This is a genomic window from Paenibacillus sp. FSL H3-0286 (assembly GCF_045040705.1).
Lineage (GTDB): Bacteria > Bacillota > Bacilli > Paenibacillales > Paenibacillaceae > Paenibacillus_AQ > Paenibacillus_AQ odorifer.
Genome location: NZ_CP150285.1, coordinates 5,391,566 through 5,407,792, shown reverse-complemented (window position 1 = coordinate 5,407,792; position 16,227 = coordinate 5,391,566). Strand labels below are relative to the sequence as shown.

Here is a 16,227-nt window from a genome sequence, read left to right as displayed (position 1 = left end):
CTTTATAGACTAATCCATGAAAGGATTGACCATCACATGCAAAAAGTAGATGTCAGAGAAAAGGCGCGGGCAAGAGATGTCCGCATATTAAAGAAATGGAGCGACGAAAATACGTTCCGCAAGTCCATGGAGAACCGTGAGGGACGTCCAAATTATGTATTCTATGAAGGTCCGCCTACAGCAAACGGTGCGCCGCATATCGGACACGTGCTGGGACGGGTAATCAAGGATTTCATCGGTCGTTACCAGACGATGAAAGGTTACCGCGTGGTACGTAAAGCGGGCTGGGATACACACGGTCTGCCAGTAGAACTAGGCGTACAAAAGAAGCTTGGCATCTCCGGCAAACAAGAGATCGAGGAATATGGCGTAGAAAAATTCATCCAGGAATGTAAAGACAGCGTCTTCGGTTATGAGAAGCAATGGCGTGAATTTACAGAAGCAATCGGATACTGGACAGATCTAGATAATCCTTACGTAACCTTGGATAACACCTATATCGAAAGTGTATGGAACATCTTGGCTACAGTGCATGAGAACGGGTTGCTTTACCGCGGACACCGCGTTAGCCCGTATTGCCCGAGCTGCCAGACTACATTAAGCTCGCATGAAGTTGCCCAAGGTTACAAAACCGTTAAGGATCTCAGTGCAACCGCGAAGTTCAAGCTGGATGACAGCGGAGACTACGTATTGGCTTGGACGACAACACCTTGGACCTTGCCAGCCCATATGGCGTTAGCTATGAACCCGGACATGGATTATGTACGTGTGCAACAAGAAGATGGTGTGTACATCGTTGCTAAAAACTTGGTCGAAGAAGTAATGAAAGGTGAGCACACAGTCCTTTCTACACATAAAGGTTCCGAGTTTATCGGTAAAACTTACGCACCTCCATTCGGATATATTAAGGCAGAGAAAAGCAATGTTATCGTAGGCGCTTCTTTCGTTACAGATTCCAGTGGTACAGGGATCGTACACATGGCACCAGCACATGGTGAGGATGACTACAAGACTTGCCGTGAGAATGGCATCAGCTTCGTAAATGTGGTTGATAATTCCGGTAAGTATACGGATGTAGTCTCTGATTTTGCGGGACGTTTTGTTAAGGATTGCGATCTGGATATCATTAAGGTTTTGTCTGAAAAAGGATTGCTTTACGGTAAAGAGAAATACGAGCACAGCTATCCGTTCTGCTGGCGTTGTGATACCCCACTTTTGTATTACGCAACAGACAGCTGGTTCATCAACACTACAGCGATCAAAGATCAGCTGATTGCTAACAACAACAGTGTAACTTGGTACCCTGAGCATGTACGAGAAGGCCGTTTCGGGAAGTTCTTGGATGAACTGGTTGACTGGAATATCAGCCGTAACCGTTATTGGGGTACACCCCTCAATGTCTGGGTATGTCAAGAAACGGGCAAAGAGTTTGCTCCACACAGCATTGAAGAGCTAAGAGCGATGGCGATTGGTGAGGTTCCTGAAGATATCGAACTGCATAAACCTTTCGTGGATAAGATCAAGCTGCGCAGTCCGTTTAGCGAAGGTGCAGAGATGGTTCGTACATCGGAAGTGATCGACGTATGGTTCGATAGTGGCTCGATGCCTTTTGCACAAAGCCATTATCCGTTTGAGAACGAGGATAAGCTGAATGATCAGTATCCGGCAGATATGATCTGTGAAGGGATCGACCAGACCCGTGGATGGTTCTACAGCTTGCTTGCAGTATCCACCTTGTTCAAGGGTAAAGCACCTTATAAAGCGGTAATTGCTACAGGTCATATCCTCGATGAGAATGGTCAAAAAATGTCCAAATCCAAGGGCAATGTTATTGATCCTTGGGAAATCATGAATGAGTATGGTACGGATGCTTTCCGTTGGGCTATTTTGTCCGACAGTGCACCTTGGAATAATAAACGTTTCTCGCGTGGTCTTGTAGGTGAGACGAAATCTAAAGTAGTGGATACGCTGGTAAATACACATGCTTTCTTGACGCTGTATGCGGGCATTGATGGTTACGATCCAGCCGATCATCCTTTTAAAGTATCAAAACATAAGCTGGACCGCTGGATTCTGTCCCGTCTGAACAGCTTGATTCTTTTGGTGGATAAAGGGCTTGCGGTAAATGACTTCGTGAATACGTCTAGAGCTATTGAGAACTTTGTGGATGAGTTGAGTAACTGGTATATCCGTCGTTCCCGTGACCGTTTCTGGGGGAGTGGCCTAGGTGAAGATAAACTGGATGCTTACCGTACGTTGACTCATGTGCTTTTGGCGACAGCAACTTTGATGGCTCCATTTACACCGATGTTGTCCGAAGATATCTTCACGAACCTTGGCGGCGGAGAAAGTGTGCATTTGGCAGACTACCCGGTTGCTGACGAGAACTTGATCGATAAAGAGCTGGAAGAGGATATGGAAAGTGCAAGACAGATCGTTGAGTTGGCGCGTAACGTACGTAACGAAACAGGCATTAAGAATCGTCAACCGCTGTCTGAACTGATCGTTTCGATGAACCGTGACTTCCATTTGGCTGAGTATGAAGAGATCATCAAAGATGAGATCAACATCAAGAACATCGTGCTGGAGAACAGTGACAGCGGATTTGTTGATTTCACACTCAAGCTGAATCTTAAGGTAGCCGGTAAAAAATACGGTAAAAATGTAGGCTTCCTGCAAGGTTTCCTGAAAAGCCTCGACAGTGATTCTACCCGCAAAGCGGTACAGGACGGTAAAATTACAATTGCGACACCTGAAGGTGAAGAGCTTGTAATCACTTCTGAAGAGCTGCTTGTTGAAAAACAAGCCAAAGCAGGTTTCGCCGCAGCTTCCGGATATGGAGTTACGGTTGCGCTCAATACCGAAATCACGCCTGAGCTTGAACAAGAAGGCTGGGTTCGTGAGATCATTCGTGCGGTTCAAGATTACCGTAAACGTCTGGATCTGCCGATCGAGAAACGGATCGCACTCACTTTGAAGTTAGACGATGAGCTAAAAGCAGCTGTTACAGCATTTGACAATGTATTGCGAGACAATGTTCTTGTGACTACGGTTGATTTTGATGGAGAACATGCTTTTGAGACGGTAGAAGTCGGTGACAAATCCATCGGTATCCATATCGAAGCATAATTCTGCATTACCTGTCCCAAAACAGCATATACTAGCGGCATAAGTGTAAACGGAGATCTTCCGTTTATGCGGGAAATATAGTCTTTATATTTCGGCGCAAAACTAACGAGTCCCGAGCTTAAGGAGATGAATTCTCTTTGGCCGGGCTCGTTTACTTTGTAGCGAAGGAAAGACATATGAGAGGAGCCGTAGCTGTGGAGGGAAATAAGAGGAGAATCTCCATTAAGACATCCGGCAATAAGAATAACCCAGACAAGGAAAAGGAGAATAAGGCTTTTCCTGAAGTTAATCCTGAGTATCTAACAGCAGATCCGCGTAATCCTGAGGATATTCCGCTGGAAGAAAAAATGAATACGATGTACCGTTTGACCTTTGAGTGGGCTCATATTTTGGAAAAATCCCGAATTTATCAATATACGGATCTGCTATATTCACCTTGGCGGTTGATTTGGAGAAATATTTTATTTGGAGCAGCTCGGGGAGTTGGGATTGCACTGGGTTTTACTTTTTTTGCGGCAACGATTATTTATATCCTTCAGGGACTAGGCGCGCTCAATCTACCGATCATTGGTGATTATATTGCGGATATTGTGCGGATCGTACAGCGTCAGCTAGAATTCAAATAGCCATCGAAACGTTAAGATTAAAAACAGCGAACCATTCCTCAAAACTGGAACAGTACGCTGTTTAAATGTTTTTGTGTTGGGGACATCTGTGTTTAGTCTTCGTCGAGAGGATCTAGGCTATGGGTTGCCTCGTCACTGTCCAAATAACGCTGGTAGCTCCGTCCCGGCACTACAATTAGAGTGTTGCCCGTGATATCAGTGGCGATAAAGTTCTCCCAAGGCTCTACGCAGCCTTCCAGCTCATCGGCTTCAATCTCCATATCATTATAAGAATCAATATTGTTGCCCTCCGCCATGGCGGGAGAATTCGAGGTACCCCAGCTTTCAACAATCTGCCAGGCATCCTCACCGTCAAAACCGTTTTGATCGTCGCGTTCATCCAGACTGGTTCGTCCAAAAGGTGGAGATAACAGCTCCTCTTCTACTGGTCGAGTGAAAGGTGCGTTTTGCCGCGGGTTGTGCTCTTTACAATAAAGTGTGGAAGGGATGGCAGATAAACGTTCAAAAGGGATCGGCTCACCACTAGCCTTGCATATCCCATAGGTGCCATTATCCATAGCGGATAAAGCAGCTTCAATATCGTCCAGCTCATGCTCGTCCCGCTCTAACAGTGAAATGTCCATGGAGCGATTATACAAATCGGTGGCTGCATCTCCTGGATGGTTGTCATTCTCGGAAAGTTCACCGGAGCCATCCCGCATGGATTCATCTAAGCCGTAATGTTCATTATTCTGAAGCCTGTGCTGAATCGTATCCCGATCTTTTTCCAATCGTGCGCGTAGCTCTGAGAGCTGCTGTACTGTCAGGTGCGTCATAATGAGAAAGCTCCTTTCTGTACCTTTTATAAGAATCATTCCGACTTGCCGGATAACACCGGATGGTTCTTCTGTTAGGTTGACCGGAGAGCAGGGATTTTAGCGCTGGAAAATAGTCCCCAAGATTGAACTTAGCGGATGTCCCGCAATAGACGATTCTTTAAGGGCTGTGCTACAATATACAAGTCTTTAAACAGTATTCGTACCGCATTTAGCGGGAAAAATAAGAACGGAGTGACAACTTCTGTGGTGTACTATTTGATTGCTCTTATTGTATTTTTGGTGGATCAAGGGACAAAGTATCTCATTGCTACACGTCTGGAGATCGGAGAACAGATTTCTGTTATCGGAGATTTTTTCCTGATTACCTCTCATCGCAATCGCGGGGCTGCTTTTGGGATTCTCGAAGGTCAGCAATGGTTCTTCTTTCTAGTTACGGTTGTAGTGGTTAGTGGTATCGTTTGGTATTTGAACAAGACTAGACACTCGCGGAAGCTGTTATCTGTTGCCCTAGGGCTTGTACTGGGTGGAGCTATCGGTAACTTCCTGGACCGGATAATCAATGGTGAGGTTGTTGATTTCCTTCTGTTCAATTTTGGGAGCTATAGCTTCCCGATTTTTAACGTGGCGGATTCTTGTATTGTCATTGGGGTTGGATTGATTCTTTTGGATTCTTTTCGTGACCTTAAGAATGGCGAAGAAATTACGGAAATAAAAGATGTGAAAGAAGCAAAGGAAGTAAGAGAAGGGAATGAATGATTTGAATAAAGACGTCAATCACCAAGCGGCATCTACGAGCGAAGAAGAGAGGGACGTCACGGAATGGACCGTTTCGGCAGAGAACGCGCGGGAGCGAATCGATAAATATATTACGGAATCATGGGAAGAAGAAATTTCCCGTTCTCAGGTGCAGCTGTGGATCAGCGGCGGTAACGTTACGGTTAATGGCAAGCCAGTGAAAGCCAACTATAAGTTATCGGAAGGCGACGTGGTTAGCGTTGTTGTCCCTGAAGCAGAAGTAACGGATTTGATCGCGGAGAACATTCCTCTTGAAGTTGTATATGAAGACAGCGATGTCATTGTGATTAATAAACCCCGGGGCATGGTTGTGCACCCAGCTGCGGGACATCCGTCAGGCACCTTAGTAAATGCGCTGATGTATCACTGTAAGGATCTGTCCGGCATTAACGGTGAGATTCGTCCAGGTATTGTACATCGGATCGATAAGGATACCTCTGGTCTTATCATGGTGGCTAAGAATGATGCCAGTCATGCCTCGCTTGCCGCACAGCTTAAAGAGCATAGTGTTACGCGCCGATATATTGCAGTCGTACACGGCAACTTGTCGCATGATAAGGGCACTGTTGACGCACCGATTGGCAGAGATCCACATGATCGCAAGCTATACACAGTAACCGAAAAGAACAGCAAGAAATCCGTAACCCATTTTACAGTAATGGAACGTTTCGGAGATTGTACACTGCTGGAGCTGCAGCTGGAGACTGGCCGCACGCATCAAATCAGGGTACATATGAAGTTCATTGGCCATCCACTTGTAGGTGATCCGATATATGGACGCAGCAAGGGCACTACGATGAATGGACAAGCGTTGCATGCGGCGGTGCTTGGATTTGTTCATCCTACCACAGGTGAATATAAAGAATTCAGCAGACCTATTCCAGAGGATATGGAAGAAGTGCTGTTCACACTACGCAGCAGATAAGTACAAATGAAGTGATAATTAGTCTATGGTATTGAACACTACTTTACGGCATATTTAAAAACATAAGGATAAAGAAAGGGTAATGCCTTATTCTTTATCCTTATTTTTATAATGAAACGGATATCTGGAAACATACGCCATCCAAGGGACGGCGAAGCCGTTTCTTTTAAAAGTAGAATAGATATTCAGGAGATGAGATGACAGTATGAGTATTGAACAATACCAAGATAGCTTCATTCAGACTAATTTTGCAGACCGCATCGGCGGTGCCAATTATGGCAAAGACACTTCGATTTATAAATTCGAGAAAATCAAACGTGCTAAAGCATCCGCAAAACAGGATTTTCCTAACATTGAACTAATTGATATGGGCGTAGGCGAGCCGGATGAGATGGCTGATGCGGGTATCGTAGCTAAGCTTGCTGAAGAAGCGGCGAAGGAAGAAAACCGCGGATATGCGGACAATGGAATTGCCGAATTCAAGACTGCTGCTGCTGAATATTTGCGGGAAGTTTTCCGGGTGGAAGGAATTGATCCAGACACGGAGGTAGTTCACTCCATCGGATCGAAGCCTGCGCTGGCTATGTTGCCATCTTGTTTCATCAATCCAGGTGATATCACGATTATGACCGTGCCGGGTTATCCAGTCTTGGGTACACATACTAAATATTTGGGTGGACAAGTATTTACAGTGGAGCTGAAGAAGGAGAACAAATTCCTTCCAGATCTGAATGAAATTCCGGAAGACATTGCTCGTAAAGCTAAGCTTCTTTATCTAAACTATCCAAACAATCCAACGGGCGCTAGTGCCACTCCTGAGTTTTTTGCTGAGGTCGTTGCATGGGCGAAAAAATACGATGTAGTGGTTATCCATGACGCACCATATGCTGCCTTGACCTATGACGGTTTGAAGCCACTTAGCTTCCTCTCCGTTCCAGGTGCAAAGGATGTGGGTGTAGAACTGCATTCTCTTTCTAAGTCTTACAATATGACGGGTTGGAGAATTGGTTTTGTGGCTGGTAATCCGCTAGTGGTTAAAGCCTTCAGCGATGTGAAGGATAATAACGATTCCGGCCAATTTATCGCGATTCAAAAAGCAGCGGCTTATGGTCTTGCTCATCCAGAGATTACTGAAGCGATTGCGGATAAATACTCCCGTCGTCACAACCTGCTGGTTGATGCACTGAACAGCCTCGGCTTTAAAGCTGAGAAGCCAAAAGGCTCCTTCTTCCTGTATGTCGCTGCACCTAAGGGAATCAAAGACGGCCGTCGCTTTGAATCCGGTGAAGATTTCTCCCAATTCCTCATTCGTGAGAAGCTGATCTCCACTGTGCCTTGGGACGATGCAGGTCCGTTTGTTCGTTTCTCCGTTACCTTTATTGCTAAAGGTGAAGAGGAAGAGAGACGTGTCATCTCTGAAATTCAAAGACGTCTTAGTGATGTGGAATTTGAGTTTTAAGCATTGTTATTGAATTAATGAGGCTGTCCCAAAAGTAGTGAATTCTACTTGGGGGCAGCTTCTTTTTTATGGAATAGGAAATGTTGTAGATGTTACTGTGCCCTATGACTATATGCCACGTGTTGTGTATTGTAGTGCATTTTAGTGTAGTGTTCTGTTATTCGGGTGGGTGGTGGTTGACTGCAATATTTGATTTTCGTACAGCTTGCAGTAGATGATTTGTGGTAGCTGTGACGGTGGAATTTGTGCAGTGGACTTTCTGCGGTGGGCTTGTGTGGTGAGCGATATGCGTTCTGTGTTTGTGCGAAGTAAAGAGTGGGTTATAAACTAATTAGGGAAAAAATCCCTGAAATTAGCCGATATTCGCTCTAAATGTACGAAATCAGGGAAAAACCCCCTAATAATTAGGTGGTTTTCTATATTAATCACTGAATCGGCCAACAATTAGGGAAGTTTTCCCTAATAACAAGTTTGATGAACAGAAATCACTGAATTTCAGGGAGAAATTCCTTAATTACTATATAAATACCTCACCGATTGCATCATTTTCAGCATTACTAGGTGCGCCTTTTGAATCATTTGGACATTAAGTAGTGTTAAGAACATAAACGAGGCTGTCCAAAAAGCGATGAAACGGCTATTTGGGACCAGCCTCGTTTTTTATGCAGATATACTGAGTACCGCCTCCCCCTTGTTGTTAATAGAAGTAAGGAAGAGAAGTGCAAAAGTTTAGGCAGAGAAAGTTGACATGAGGGGGTTGTTCTGTCATAATTCTTGTTAAATGAATAGCGCCTTTAATTCAGTCCTGTGAGGCTGGCAAGGTAACGTGAATCGAGGTTCGCGACTCTTAGAAAGGTATCCGTGTGTAAATACGGAACTGTCTTTTTATGCGCGCGGCCGTCATCTTCCTCATCTGCGGATTTCACTCCTTGCCTGTTATAGGCAAGGAGTTTTTTGATTTCCGGGAACTTGAATAGGCGAACAAGCTGGAGGGTGACAAGATTATGGTTACTGAGAAAAATGTCATTATGGATGAAACGGCGATCCGCCGGGCCTTATCCCGTATTGCTCATGAGATTTTGGAGAAGAACAAAGGTATCGAGAATTGTCTGCTGGTCGGCATTCGGACACGAGGTGTGTATCTGGCACAGCGTATCGCTGAGCGCATCAAGGAGATTGAAGGTGTCGAGATTCCATACGGTGAGCTGGATATCACACATTACCGGGATGACCGTGAAGTGGAAGGCAGTGAAGCAGTAGTGAAGAGCAACGTCGTTATTACTTCAGGAAGTGCTGGCATCCATGATCAGAAAGTCATTTTGTTCGATGATGTACTTTACACCGGACGCACCATCCGCGCGGCGATGGACGCTTTGATGGATTGCGGACGCCCACGAATGATTCAACTGGCAGTACTGGCTGACCGCGGACACCGCGAGCTGCCGATCCGGCCGGACTACATCGGTAAGAATGTACCTACCTCAAAGCACGAGCAGATTGAAGTGGCGCTGAAGGAATACGACGGCAAAGATGAGGTCTACATTATTTCAAACCGGGAGGAACGATAACATCATGACACTTACCAAGGTAAAGGAACGTAGTCTGCTGGGAATCAAAGAGCTTGACCGGTCGGAAATTATCCAACTGCTTGACAGAACAGCATTTTGGGACAATCAAAGTGAAAAGCTAACGCCCATCTTGAACTCCCATTTTATTTCTAACATGTTTTTTGAGAACAGCACACGCACACGCTTCTCTTTCGAGATGGCAGAGAAACGACTAGGTGCGCAAGTACTTAATTTTACGGCTGCAGCTTCTAGTGTAGAAAAAGGGGAGTCGATCTACGATACAGTGCGCACACTGGAATCGATGGGGATCGATGCCGGAGTTGTGCGTTTGAAGCCTGCAGGTGTGCTGCAGCAGTTAGCTGAGAAGGTGTCCATACCGCTTATCAATGCGGGCGACGGCAACAATGAACATCCTACGCAGGCGCTGCTTGATTTATACACCATGACCAAAACCTTTGGGGAACTAAAGGGTCTGACAGTCTCCATCATTGGGGACATTATGCATAGCCGCGTAGCGCGCTCTAATCTCTGGGGGCTTACGAAAATGGGAGCCAAGGTGCAGTTCTGCGCACCGGATAATATGAAGGCTCCTGAGCTTATGGAGTATGCGCCTTACGTAACTATGGAAGAAGCTCTTAAAGCGGATGTAGTAATGATGCTTCGAGTACAGCTTGAGCGCCATACTTCCGGCATTAAGCTGTCTGCTGAAGATTACCGTAGCCACTATGGTCTAACAGAAGAGCGGGCAGCTAAGCTGGCCAAAGACACAATCATTATGCATCCAGCTCCGGTTAACCGGAATCTAGAGATTGATGATGCAGTAGTTGAGTGCAGTCAATCGCGGATTTTCCCGCAAATGTCTAATGGCGTACCGGTCCGGATGGCGGTTCTCGAAAGAGCTTTACTATAAGCTTACAGAATGCTAACGTATAGAGACTAATAAATATACACAAATATGAATTTTTATTATATAATAACGAGAGGGCCCGCAGCTGTGATCTGAGGGTAAAGGTAGAATCATGACAGTGATTATTAGAAACGCCAGCGTATTGAATAAGGAAGGCTTGCTTGAGCGCAAACACATCGAACTTCAGGAGGGTGTGATCTCGGCTATAATCGACGGAAATGAAGCTATCGGAGAAGCCACGGAGATCATTGATGCTGAAGGTAAGCTGCTCATTCCGGGACTCATTGATATGCATGTGCACTTGCGTGAACCGGGATTTGAACACAAGGAAACAGTGGAAACCGGAAGTCGCTCAGCTGCTAAAGGCGGATTTACAACCATTGCATGTATGCCAAATACTCGTCCGGTGACAGATAGCCCGGAGATCGTGCAATTTGTGAAAGACAAGGCGCGTGAAGCAGGACTAGTTAAAGTGCTTCCTTATGCAGCCATTACGAAAAATGAGCTCGGACGTGAGTTGACGGATTTTGCGGCGCTCAAAGAAGCTGGAGCTATTGGTTATACAGACGACGGTGTGGGCGTACAAAGTGCTCAAATGATGAAAGATGCAATGAACATCGCAGCATCGCTCGATATGCCAGTCATTGCCCACTGCGAAGATAATTCGCTGGTTGAAGGCTGCTGTGTAGCTGAAGGTGAGTTCGCTAAGAAGCATGGCCTCAAAGGAATTCCGAATGAGTCAGAAGCGATCCATGTTGGACGCGATATTTTGCTGGCAGAAGCGACAGGCGTTCATTACCATGTATGCCATGTCAGTACTGAACAGTCGGTGCGGCTGATTCGCCAAGCAAAAGAGATCGGCATTAAAGTAACTGCTGAGATATGTCCGCATCACTTGCTTCTTGCTGAAGACGATATTCCAGGCCTGGATGCCAATTGGAAAATGAACCCGCCGCTGCGCTCCCGCCGCGATGTTGAGGCGTGTATCGAAGGGTTGCTTGATGGCACACTAGATATGATTGTTACAGATCATGCGCCACATAGTGAAGAAGAGAAGGCGAAGGGAATGCAGCTGGCACCTTTTGGTATCGTTGGATTCGAGACAGCTTTCCCACTCTTATACACAGCGTTTGTAGAAACAGGAAAATGGGATTTATCCTTACTAGTACAAAGAATGACTGCCGATCCTGCACGGGTATTCAGATTGAACACCGGGGTTATGGAGATCGGAGCTCCTGCAGATTTGACACTGATCGATCTGGAGCAGGAAAAAGAAGTAGATCCAAGTTCCTTCGCAAGCAAAGGACGTAACACTCCTTTTGGCGGCTGGAAGCTTAAGGGTTGGCCAGTAAAAACTTGGGTGGACGGCAAAGCCGTATGGACTGAGAAAAACTAGCGGACTGGTGAGGCGAAATTGCTGATCTTTACAGATCAGCAATTTGAGCGCGTACACTCCGGAAGGCATGCAAGGCATACGTATTAGACTACAGAACATGAAGGAGTGGAAGGGAATGCAGGCGAGATTGCTGCTTCAAGACGGAACTTTATTTACAGGTACCGCATTTGGCGCTGAAGGTGAAAAGACAGGCGAGGTTGTTTTTAACACAGGAATTACAGGATATCAAGAGGTGCTGTCTGACCCTTCATATTGCGGACAAATCGTTACCATGACGTACCCATTGATCGGGAACTACGGGATTACGCGGGATGATTTCGAATCTGTTCGACCTTTCGTACACGGTTTTGTAGTGCGTCGTCATGAAGAAGTTCCAAGTAACTGGCGCGCAGAATACAGTGTGGACGACCTGCTGAAAGAATATGATATTCCTGGAATCAGCGAGATTGATACCCGGATGTTGACGCGGATTATTCGCCACTACGGAACAATGAAGGCGATCCTGACTACCTCTAACAAACGTGTAGAGGAATTGATGGAAATGATGGGCGACACCTCAATTGAAGAATTGCGCAATCAGGTAGCTCGCACATCTACTCCAAGCATGTACAATAGCCCAGGAACTAAAGAACGCATCGTGCTTGTAGATTACGGTGCGAAGGCTGGTATCTTGCGCGAGTTGAACAATCGCGGTTGTGATGTTGTAGTTGTACCTCATGACGTAACCGCTGATGAGATTCGTCGCCTCAATCCAGATGGTATCCAGCTGTCCAACGGCCCTGGGGACCCGAAAGATGTTCCACACGCAGTGAAGACGATCTCGGAATTGCTTGGTGAATACCCAATCTTCGGCATCTGCTTAGGTCACCAGCTGTTTGCACTGGCTTGTGGCGCGGATACAGAGAAGCTGAAATTCGGGCACCGTGGCGGTAACCATCCGGTTAAAGAATTGGAGAGCGGACGTTGCTTCATTACTTCTCAGAACCATGGCTACACAGTGAATGAAGATTCTGTGAAGAGCACGGATCTAGAAGTTACTCACATTAATAATAATGATAAGACCGTTGAAGGACTTAAACATACCCGTTACCCTGCATTTTCAGTACAGTACCATCCAGAAGCAGCACCGGGACCTCATGACAGCAGCTATTTATTCGATCGTTTCTTACAGATGATCGCTGACCATAAAGCTAACACACCTGTAAGCTCGCGCCAGGCGCAGCTTGCGGCAAACGCCAGAATCACGGCGCCAAAACCTACAGTAAAACAGCTTGAAGCCGTGAAAGGAGCTCTATAACATGCCTAAGAATGAAAAGCTTAAAAAAATATTAGTAATTGGTTCTGGACCGATTGTTATCGGGCAAGCCGCAGAATTTGACTACGCCGGAACTCAGGCCTGTCAGGCCCTGAAAGAAGAAGGCGTGGAAGTTGTACTGATCAACAGTAACCCAGCGACTATCATGACTGACACCAATATGGCTGATAAAGTTTATATCGAACCGATTACCCTTGAATTCGTAACTGGCATCATCCGCCAGGAGCGCCCGGATGGCTTGTTGCCAACTTTGGGAGGACAGACAGGTCTTAATATGGCTGTAGAATTGGCTCGTGCAGGAGTACTAGAACAAGAGAATGTTAAGCTTCTAGGTACCCAGCTTGAATCCATTGAAAAAGCAGAGGATCGCGATTTGTTCCGCGATTTGATGCGCGAATTGGAACAGCCTGTACCAGAGAGCACTATTATTACCACAGTAGATGAAGCGATGAAATTCGCTGAGGAAATTGGTTTCCCACTGATTGTACGCCCAGCCTATACGCTTGGCGGCACCGGCGGCGGGATCTGCGACAACGAAGAAGAGCTGCTTGAGACTGTCAAAGCAGGTATTCGTTATAGTCCAATTGGACAATGTTTGGTGGAGAAAAGTATTGCCGGCATGAAGGAAGTTGAATACGAGGTTATGCGTGATGCGAATGACAACTGTATCGTTGTCTGCAACATGGAGAACTTTGACCCGGTAGGTGTGCATACGGGTGACAGTATCGTTGTGGCACCTAGCCAAACTTTATCCGACCGTGAATATCAAATGCTGCGCAGCGCTTCACTCAAAATCATTCGTGCGCTGAATATCGAGGGTGGCTGCAACGTGCAGTTCGCACTGGATCCGCAAAGCTATCAATATTATGTAATCGAAGTAAATCCACGTGTCAGCCGCTCTTCGGCTTTGGCTTCGAAAGCAACCGGTTATCCGATTGCCAAAATGGCTGCCAAAATCGCACTTGGTTACACACTCGATGAAATCGTCAATCCAGTTACTGGACAGACCTATGCTTGCTTCGAGCCTACACTTGACTATATCGTAAGCAAAATCCCACGCTGGCCGTTCGACAAGTTCATTCATGCGAACCGTAAGCTGGGCACACAAATGAAAGCAACTGGAGAAGTTATGGCCATCGGTCGTACCTTTGAAGAGTCCATTCATAAAGCAATTCGTTCCCTGGAAATCGGTGTACACCGTTTCCGTCTGCCGGGCGCTGAGGATCTGGAAGAAAGCGTCCTGCGTGAACGTCTGGCAAAACCTGATGATGAGCGGTTGTTCTTGATCGCTGAAGCTTTCCGCCGCGGATTTGGCTTGCAAGAGATTCAAGACATTACTAACGTAGACTGGTGGTTCCTGTCCAAAATCGAGGGACTGATCAACTTTGAAGAGGTCATCCGTGGGGATGAAAGCTTATCAGAAGAAACCTTGTATCAAGCTAAACGCAGAGGTTTTACAGACCGTGCGATTGCTGAGATACGTGCAGAAGGACAAGCGAACGGTAAATACACCAAAGAAGCTGATGTACGCGCGCTTCGTTTAGAGCGAGGATTAACGCCTGTATTCAAAATGGTAGATACCTGTGCAGCTGAGTTCGAAGCTTCTACACCTTACTACTACTCTACTTATGAGACTGAAAATGAGGTCATTCATTCCGATAAACAAAAGGTTATCGTGCTTGGATCGGGTCCAATCCGGATCGGCCAAGGGATTGAGTTCGATTACTCCACTGTGCATGCAGTGTGGGCGATTCAGAAGGCAGGTTATGAAGCAGTTATTATCAATAATAACCCTGAGACTGTATCTACGGATTTTAATACTTCGGACCGGTTGTATTTCGAACCGTTATTCTTTGAAGATGTAATGAACGTAATTGCGCAAGAGAATCCGATTGGGGTTATCGTACAGTTCGGAGGCCAAACAGCCATTAACCTTGCTGCACCACTAAGTGCGGCTGGCGTTAAGATTCTCGGAACTAGCCTAGACAGTATTGACGAAGCTGAAGACCGGAAGAAATTCGAAGCTTTGTTGGCTCGTCTGGATATTGCCCAACCAAAAGGGAAGACGGTTATCAACGTAGATCAAGCAGTAGAAACTGCACAATCGCTTGGATATCCGGTGCTGGTACGTCCTTCCTATGTACTAGGTGGACGCGCAATGGAAATTGTATATAATGATGCGGAATTGCTTAGCTACATGGTAGAAGCGGTTAAGGTAAATCCGGAGCATCCGGTATTGATTGACCGTTACATGTTAGGTAAAGAGGTTGAGGTAGACGCAATTTGTGACGGTGAGACGGTAGTTATTCCAGGGATCATGGAGCATGTTGAGCGTGCAGGCGTTCACTCCGGTGACTCCATCGCTGTATATCCTCCGCAATATCTAGATGAAGGTCTGAAAGCAAAAATTGCTGAGATCACAATCAAGATTGCTAAGGAATTGAAAACGATTGGTCTGGTCAACATCCAGTTCGTTATCTATCAGAATGAAGTGTACGTAATTGAAGTAAATCCACGTTCATCGCGTACGGTTCCATTCTTGAGTAAAGTAACTGGAATTCCAATGGCGCATCTGGCAACCAAAATCATTCTCGGCGGCAAGCTGAAAGATGACGGTTATACAGAAGGTCTATGGCCGGAAAGTGATTATGTATCGGTTAAAGTGCCGGTGTTCTCTTTTGCCAAGCTGCGTAGAGTAGAACCAACGCTCGGACCTGAAATGAAATCGACGGGTGAAGTTATGGGCCGCGATAAATTGTATGCAAAAGCTTTGTATAAAGGTCTAATCGGAGCAGGAATGAAAATTCCAGCAACCGGTGCTATCATCGTTACAGTGGCAGATAAAGATAAAGCAGAAGCTGTAGAGCTTATGAAAGGCTTCCACTCGCTGGGTTACAAGATCATTGCTACCGGAGGCACCGCTCAAGCGCTTGAAGAAGCAGGTCTCAACGTAATGAACGTAAACAAGCTGGATGAAGGTGCGCCGAACATTCTCGACTTGATTCGTGGTGGGCAAGCCAACTTCGTCTTTAATACACTGACTAAAGGGAAAACACCAGAGCGTGATGGATTCCGTATCCGTCGTGAAGCGGTTGAGAATGGCGTCGTATGTATGACATCACTCGATACAGTAACGGCACTGCTCAGAATGCTGCAGACGATCAACTTCTCGTCACAGTCCATGCCTGCTTTTGTCGGTCAATTAAACTAATCTCATAAAGATGTATAGGGCGGTTTGCGTTTACGCAGACCGTTCCGCTATGCCTAGGGGCTAATAAATGAAGAGTGT

The 16,227-nt window shown here is 46.1% G+C and carries 11 protein-coding genes; 10 read left to right on the top strand and 1 reads right to left on the bottom strand.

Annotated elements, in window-relative coordinates; all coding sequences use genetic code 11:
- Positions 1 to 36 precede the first annotated feature (36 nt).
- Positions 37 to 3,129, top strand: coding sequence for an isoleucine--tRNA ligase (gene ileS, locus MHB37_RS24255; RefSeq protein ID WP_405169620.1), 3,093 nt, complete (start codon positions 37 to 39; stop codon positions 3,127 to 3,129).
- A 335-nt stretch (positions 3,130 to 3,464) separates the two neighbouring features.
- The gene (locus MHB37_RS24250) at positions 3,465 to 3,755 is read left to right on the top strand and encodes a DUF5665 domain-containing protein (protein ID WP_282579970.1); all 291 of its coding nucleotides are present in this window, start codon (positions 3,465 to 3,467) and stop codon (positions 3,753 to 3,755) included.
- 92 nt (positions 3,756 to 3,847) lie between these two features.
- On the opposite strand, the gene MHB37_RS24245 is transcribed toward MHB37_RS24250, so the two are convergent.
- Positions 3,848 to 4,570 carry a TraR/DksA C4-type zinc finger protein gene (locus MHB37_RS24245; protein WP_405168625.1) on the bottom strand — a complete coding sequence of 241 codons (723 nt, stop codon included), beginning with the start codon at positions 4,568 to 4,570 and terminating at the stop codon, positions 3,848 to 3,850.
- A 246-nt stretch (positions 4,571 to 4,816) separates the two neighbouring features.
- On the opposite strand from MHB37_RS24245, the gene lspA reads away from it, so the two are divergent.
- The 8 genes from lspA (at position 4,817) to carB (ending at position 16,149) form a co-directional block, all read left to right on the top strand.
- Complete coding sequence (gene lspA / locus MHB37_RS24240; protein WP_076222906.1) at positions 4,817 to 5,329, top strand: signal peptidase II; 513 nt, start codon at positions 4,817 to 4,819, stop codon at positions 5,327 to 5,329.
- Positions 5,322 to 6,293, top strand: a complete 972-nt coding sequence (locus MHB37_RS24235; RefSeq protein ID WP_076192046.1) for an RluA family pseudouridine synthase — start codon at positions 5,322 to 5,324, stop codon at positions 6,291 to 6,293. The genes lspA and MHB37_RS24235 overlap by 8 nt, the downstream gene beginning before the upstream one ends.
- Before the next feature lie 205 nt (positions 6,294 to 6,498).
- Entirely contained in the window at positions 6,499 to 7,752 is a 1,254-nt protein-coding gene (locus MHB37_RS24230) for an LL-diaminopimelate aminotransferase (RefSeq protein ID WP_076098555.1), read from the top strand.
- Between the two features lie 1,004 nt (positions 7,753 to 8,756).
- Positions 8,757 to 9,320, top strand: coding sequence for a bifunctional pyr operon transcriptional regulator/uracil phosphoribosyltransferase PyrR (pyrR, locus tag MHB37_RS24225; protein WP_036683379.1), 564 nt, complete (start codon positions 8,757 to 8,759; stop codon positions 9,318 to 9,320).
- Positions 9,321 to 9,324: 4 nt separating this feature from the next.
- Positions 9,325 to 10,230 carry an aspartate carbamoyltransferase catalytic subunit gene (locus MHB37_RS24220; protein WP_036683376.1) on the top strand — a complete coding sequence of 302 codons (906 nt, stop codon included), beginning with the start codon at positions 9,325 to 9,327 and terminating at the stop codon, positions 10,228 to 10,230.
- Between the two features lie 109 nt (positions 10,231 to 10,339).
- A complete protein-coding gene (locus MHB37_RS24215; RefSeq protein WP_405168624.1) occupies positions 10,340 to 11,623 on the top strand; it encodes a dihydroorotase in 1,284 nt (427 codons plus the stop codon).
- Between the two features lie 115 nt (positions 11,624 to 11,738).
- Positions 11,739 to 12,920, top strand: a complete 1,182-nt coding sequence (gene carA, locus MHB37_RS24210) for a glutamine-hydrolyzing carbamoyl-phosphate synthase small subunit (RefSeq protein WP_051491286.1) — start codon at positions 11,739 to 11,741, stop codon at positions 12,918 to 12,920.
- A gap of 1 nt (position 12,921) precedes the next feature.
- On the top strand, positions 12,922 to 16,149 hold the full coding sequence (gene carB, locus MHB37_RS24205) for a carbamoyl-phosphate synthase large subunit (RefSeq protein WP_076185242.1): 3,228 nt from the start codon (positions 12,922 to 12,924) through the stop codon (positions 16,147 to 16,149).
- Positions 16,150 to 16,227: the final 78 nt, after the last annotated feature.

Bases quoted from the DNA above. Each gene is read 5' to 3' on its own strand.
- ileS (WP_405169620.1), top strand. From the start codon at position 37: ATGCAAAAAGTAGATGTCAGAGAAAAGGCGCGGGCAAGAGATGTCCGC.
- MHB37_RS24245 (WP_405168625.1), bottom strand. From the start codon at position 4,570: ATGACGCACCTGACAGTACAGCAGCTCTCAGAGCTACGCGCACGATTG.
- MHB37_RS24235 (WP_076192046.1), top strand. From the start codon at position 5,322: ATGAATGATTTGAATAAAGACGTCAATCACCAAGCGGCATCTACGAGC.
- MHB37_RS24230 (WP_076098555.1), top strand. From the start codon at position 6,499: ATGAGTATTGAACAATACCAAGATAGCTTCATTCAGACTAATTTTGCA.
- pyrR (WP_036683379.1), top strand. From the start codon at position 8,757: ATGGTTACTGAGAAAAATGTCATTATGGATGAAACGGCGATCCGCCGG.
- MHB37_RS24220 (WP_036683376.1), top strand. From the start codon at position 9,325: ATGACACTTACCAAGGTAAAGGAACGTAGTCTGCTGGGAATCAAAGAG.
- MHB37_RS24215 (WP_405168624.1), top strand. From the start codon at position 10,340: ATGACAGTGATTATTAGAAACGCCAGCGTATTGAATAAGGAAGGCTTG.
- carA (WP_051491286.1), top strand. From the start codon at position 11,739: ATGCAGGCGAGATTGCTGCTTCAAGACGGAACTTTATTTACAGGTACC.
- carB (WP_076185242.1), top strand. From the start codon at position 12,922: ATGCCTAAGAATGAAAAGCTTAAAAAAATATTAGTAATTGGTTCTGGA.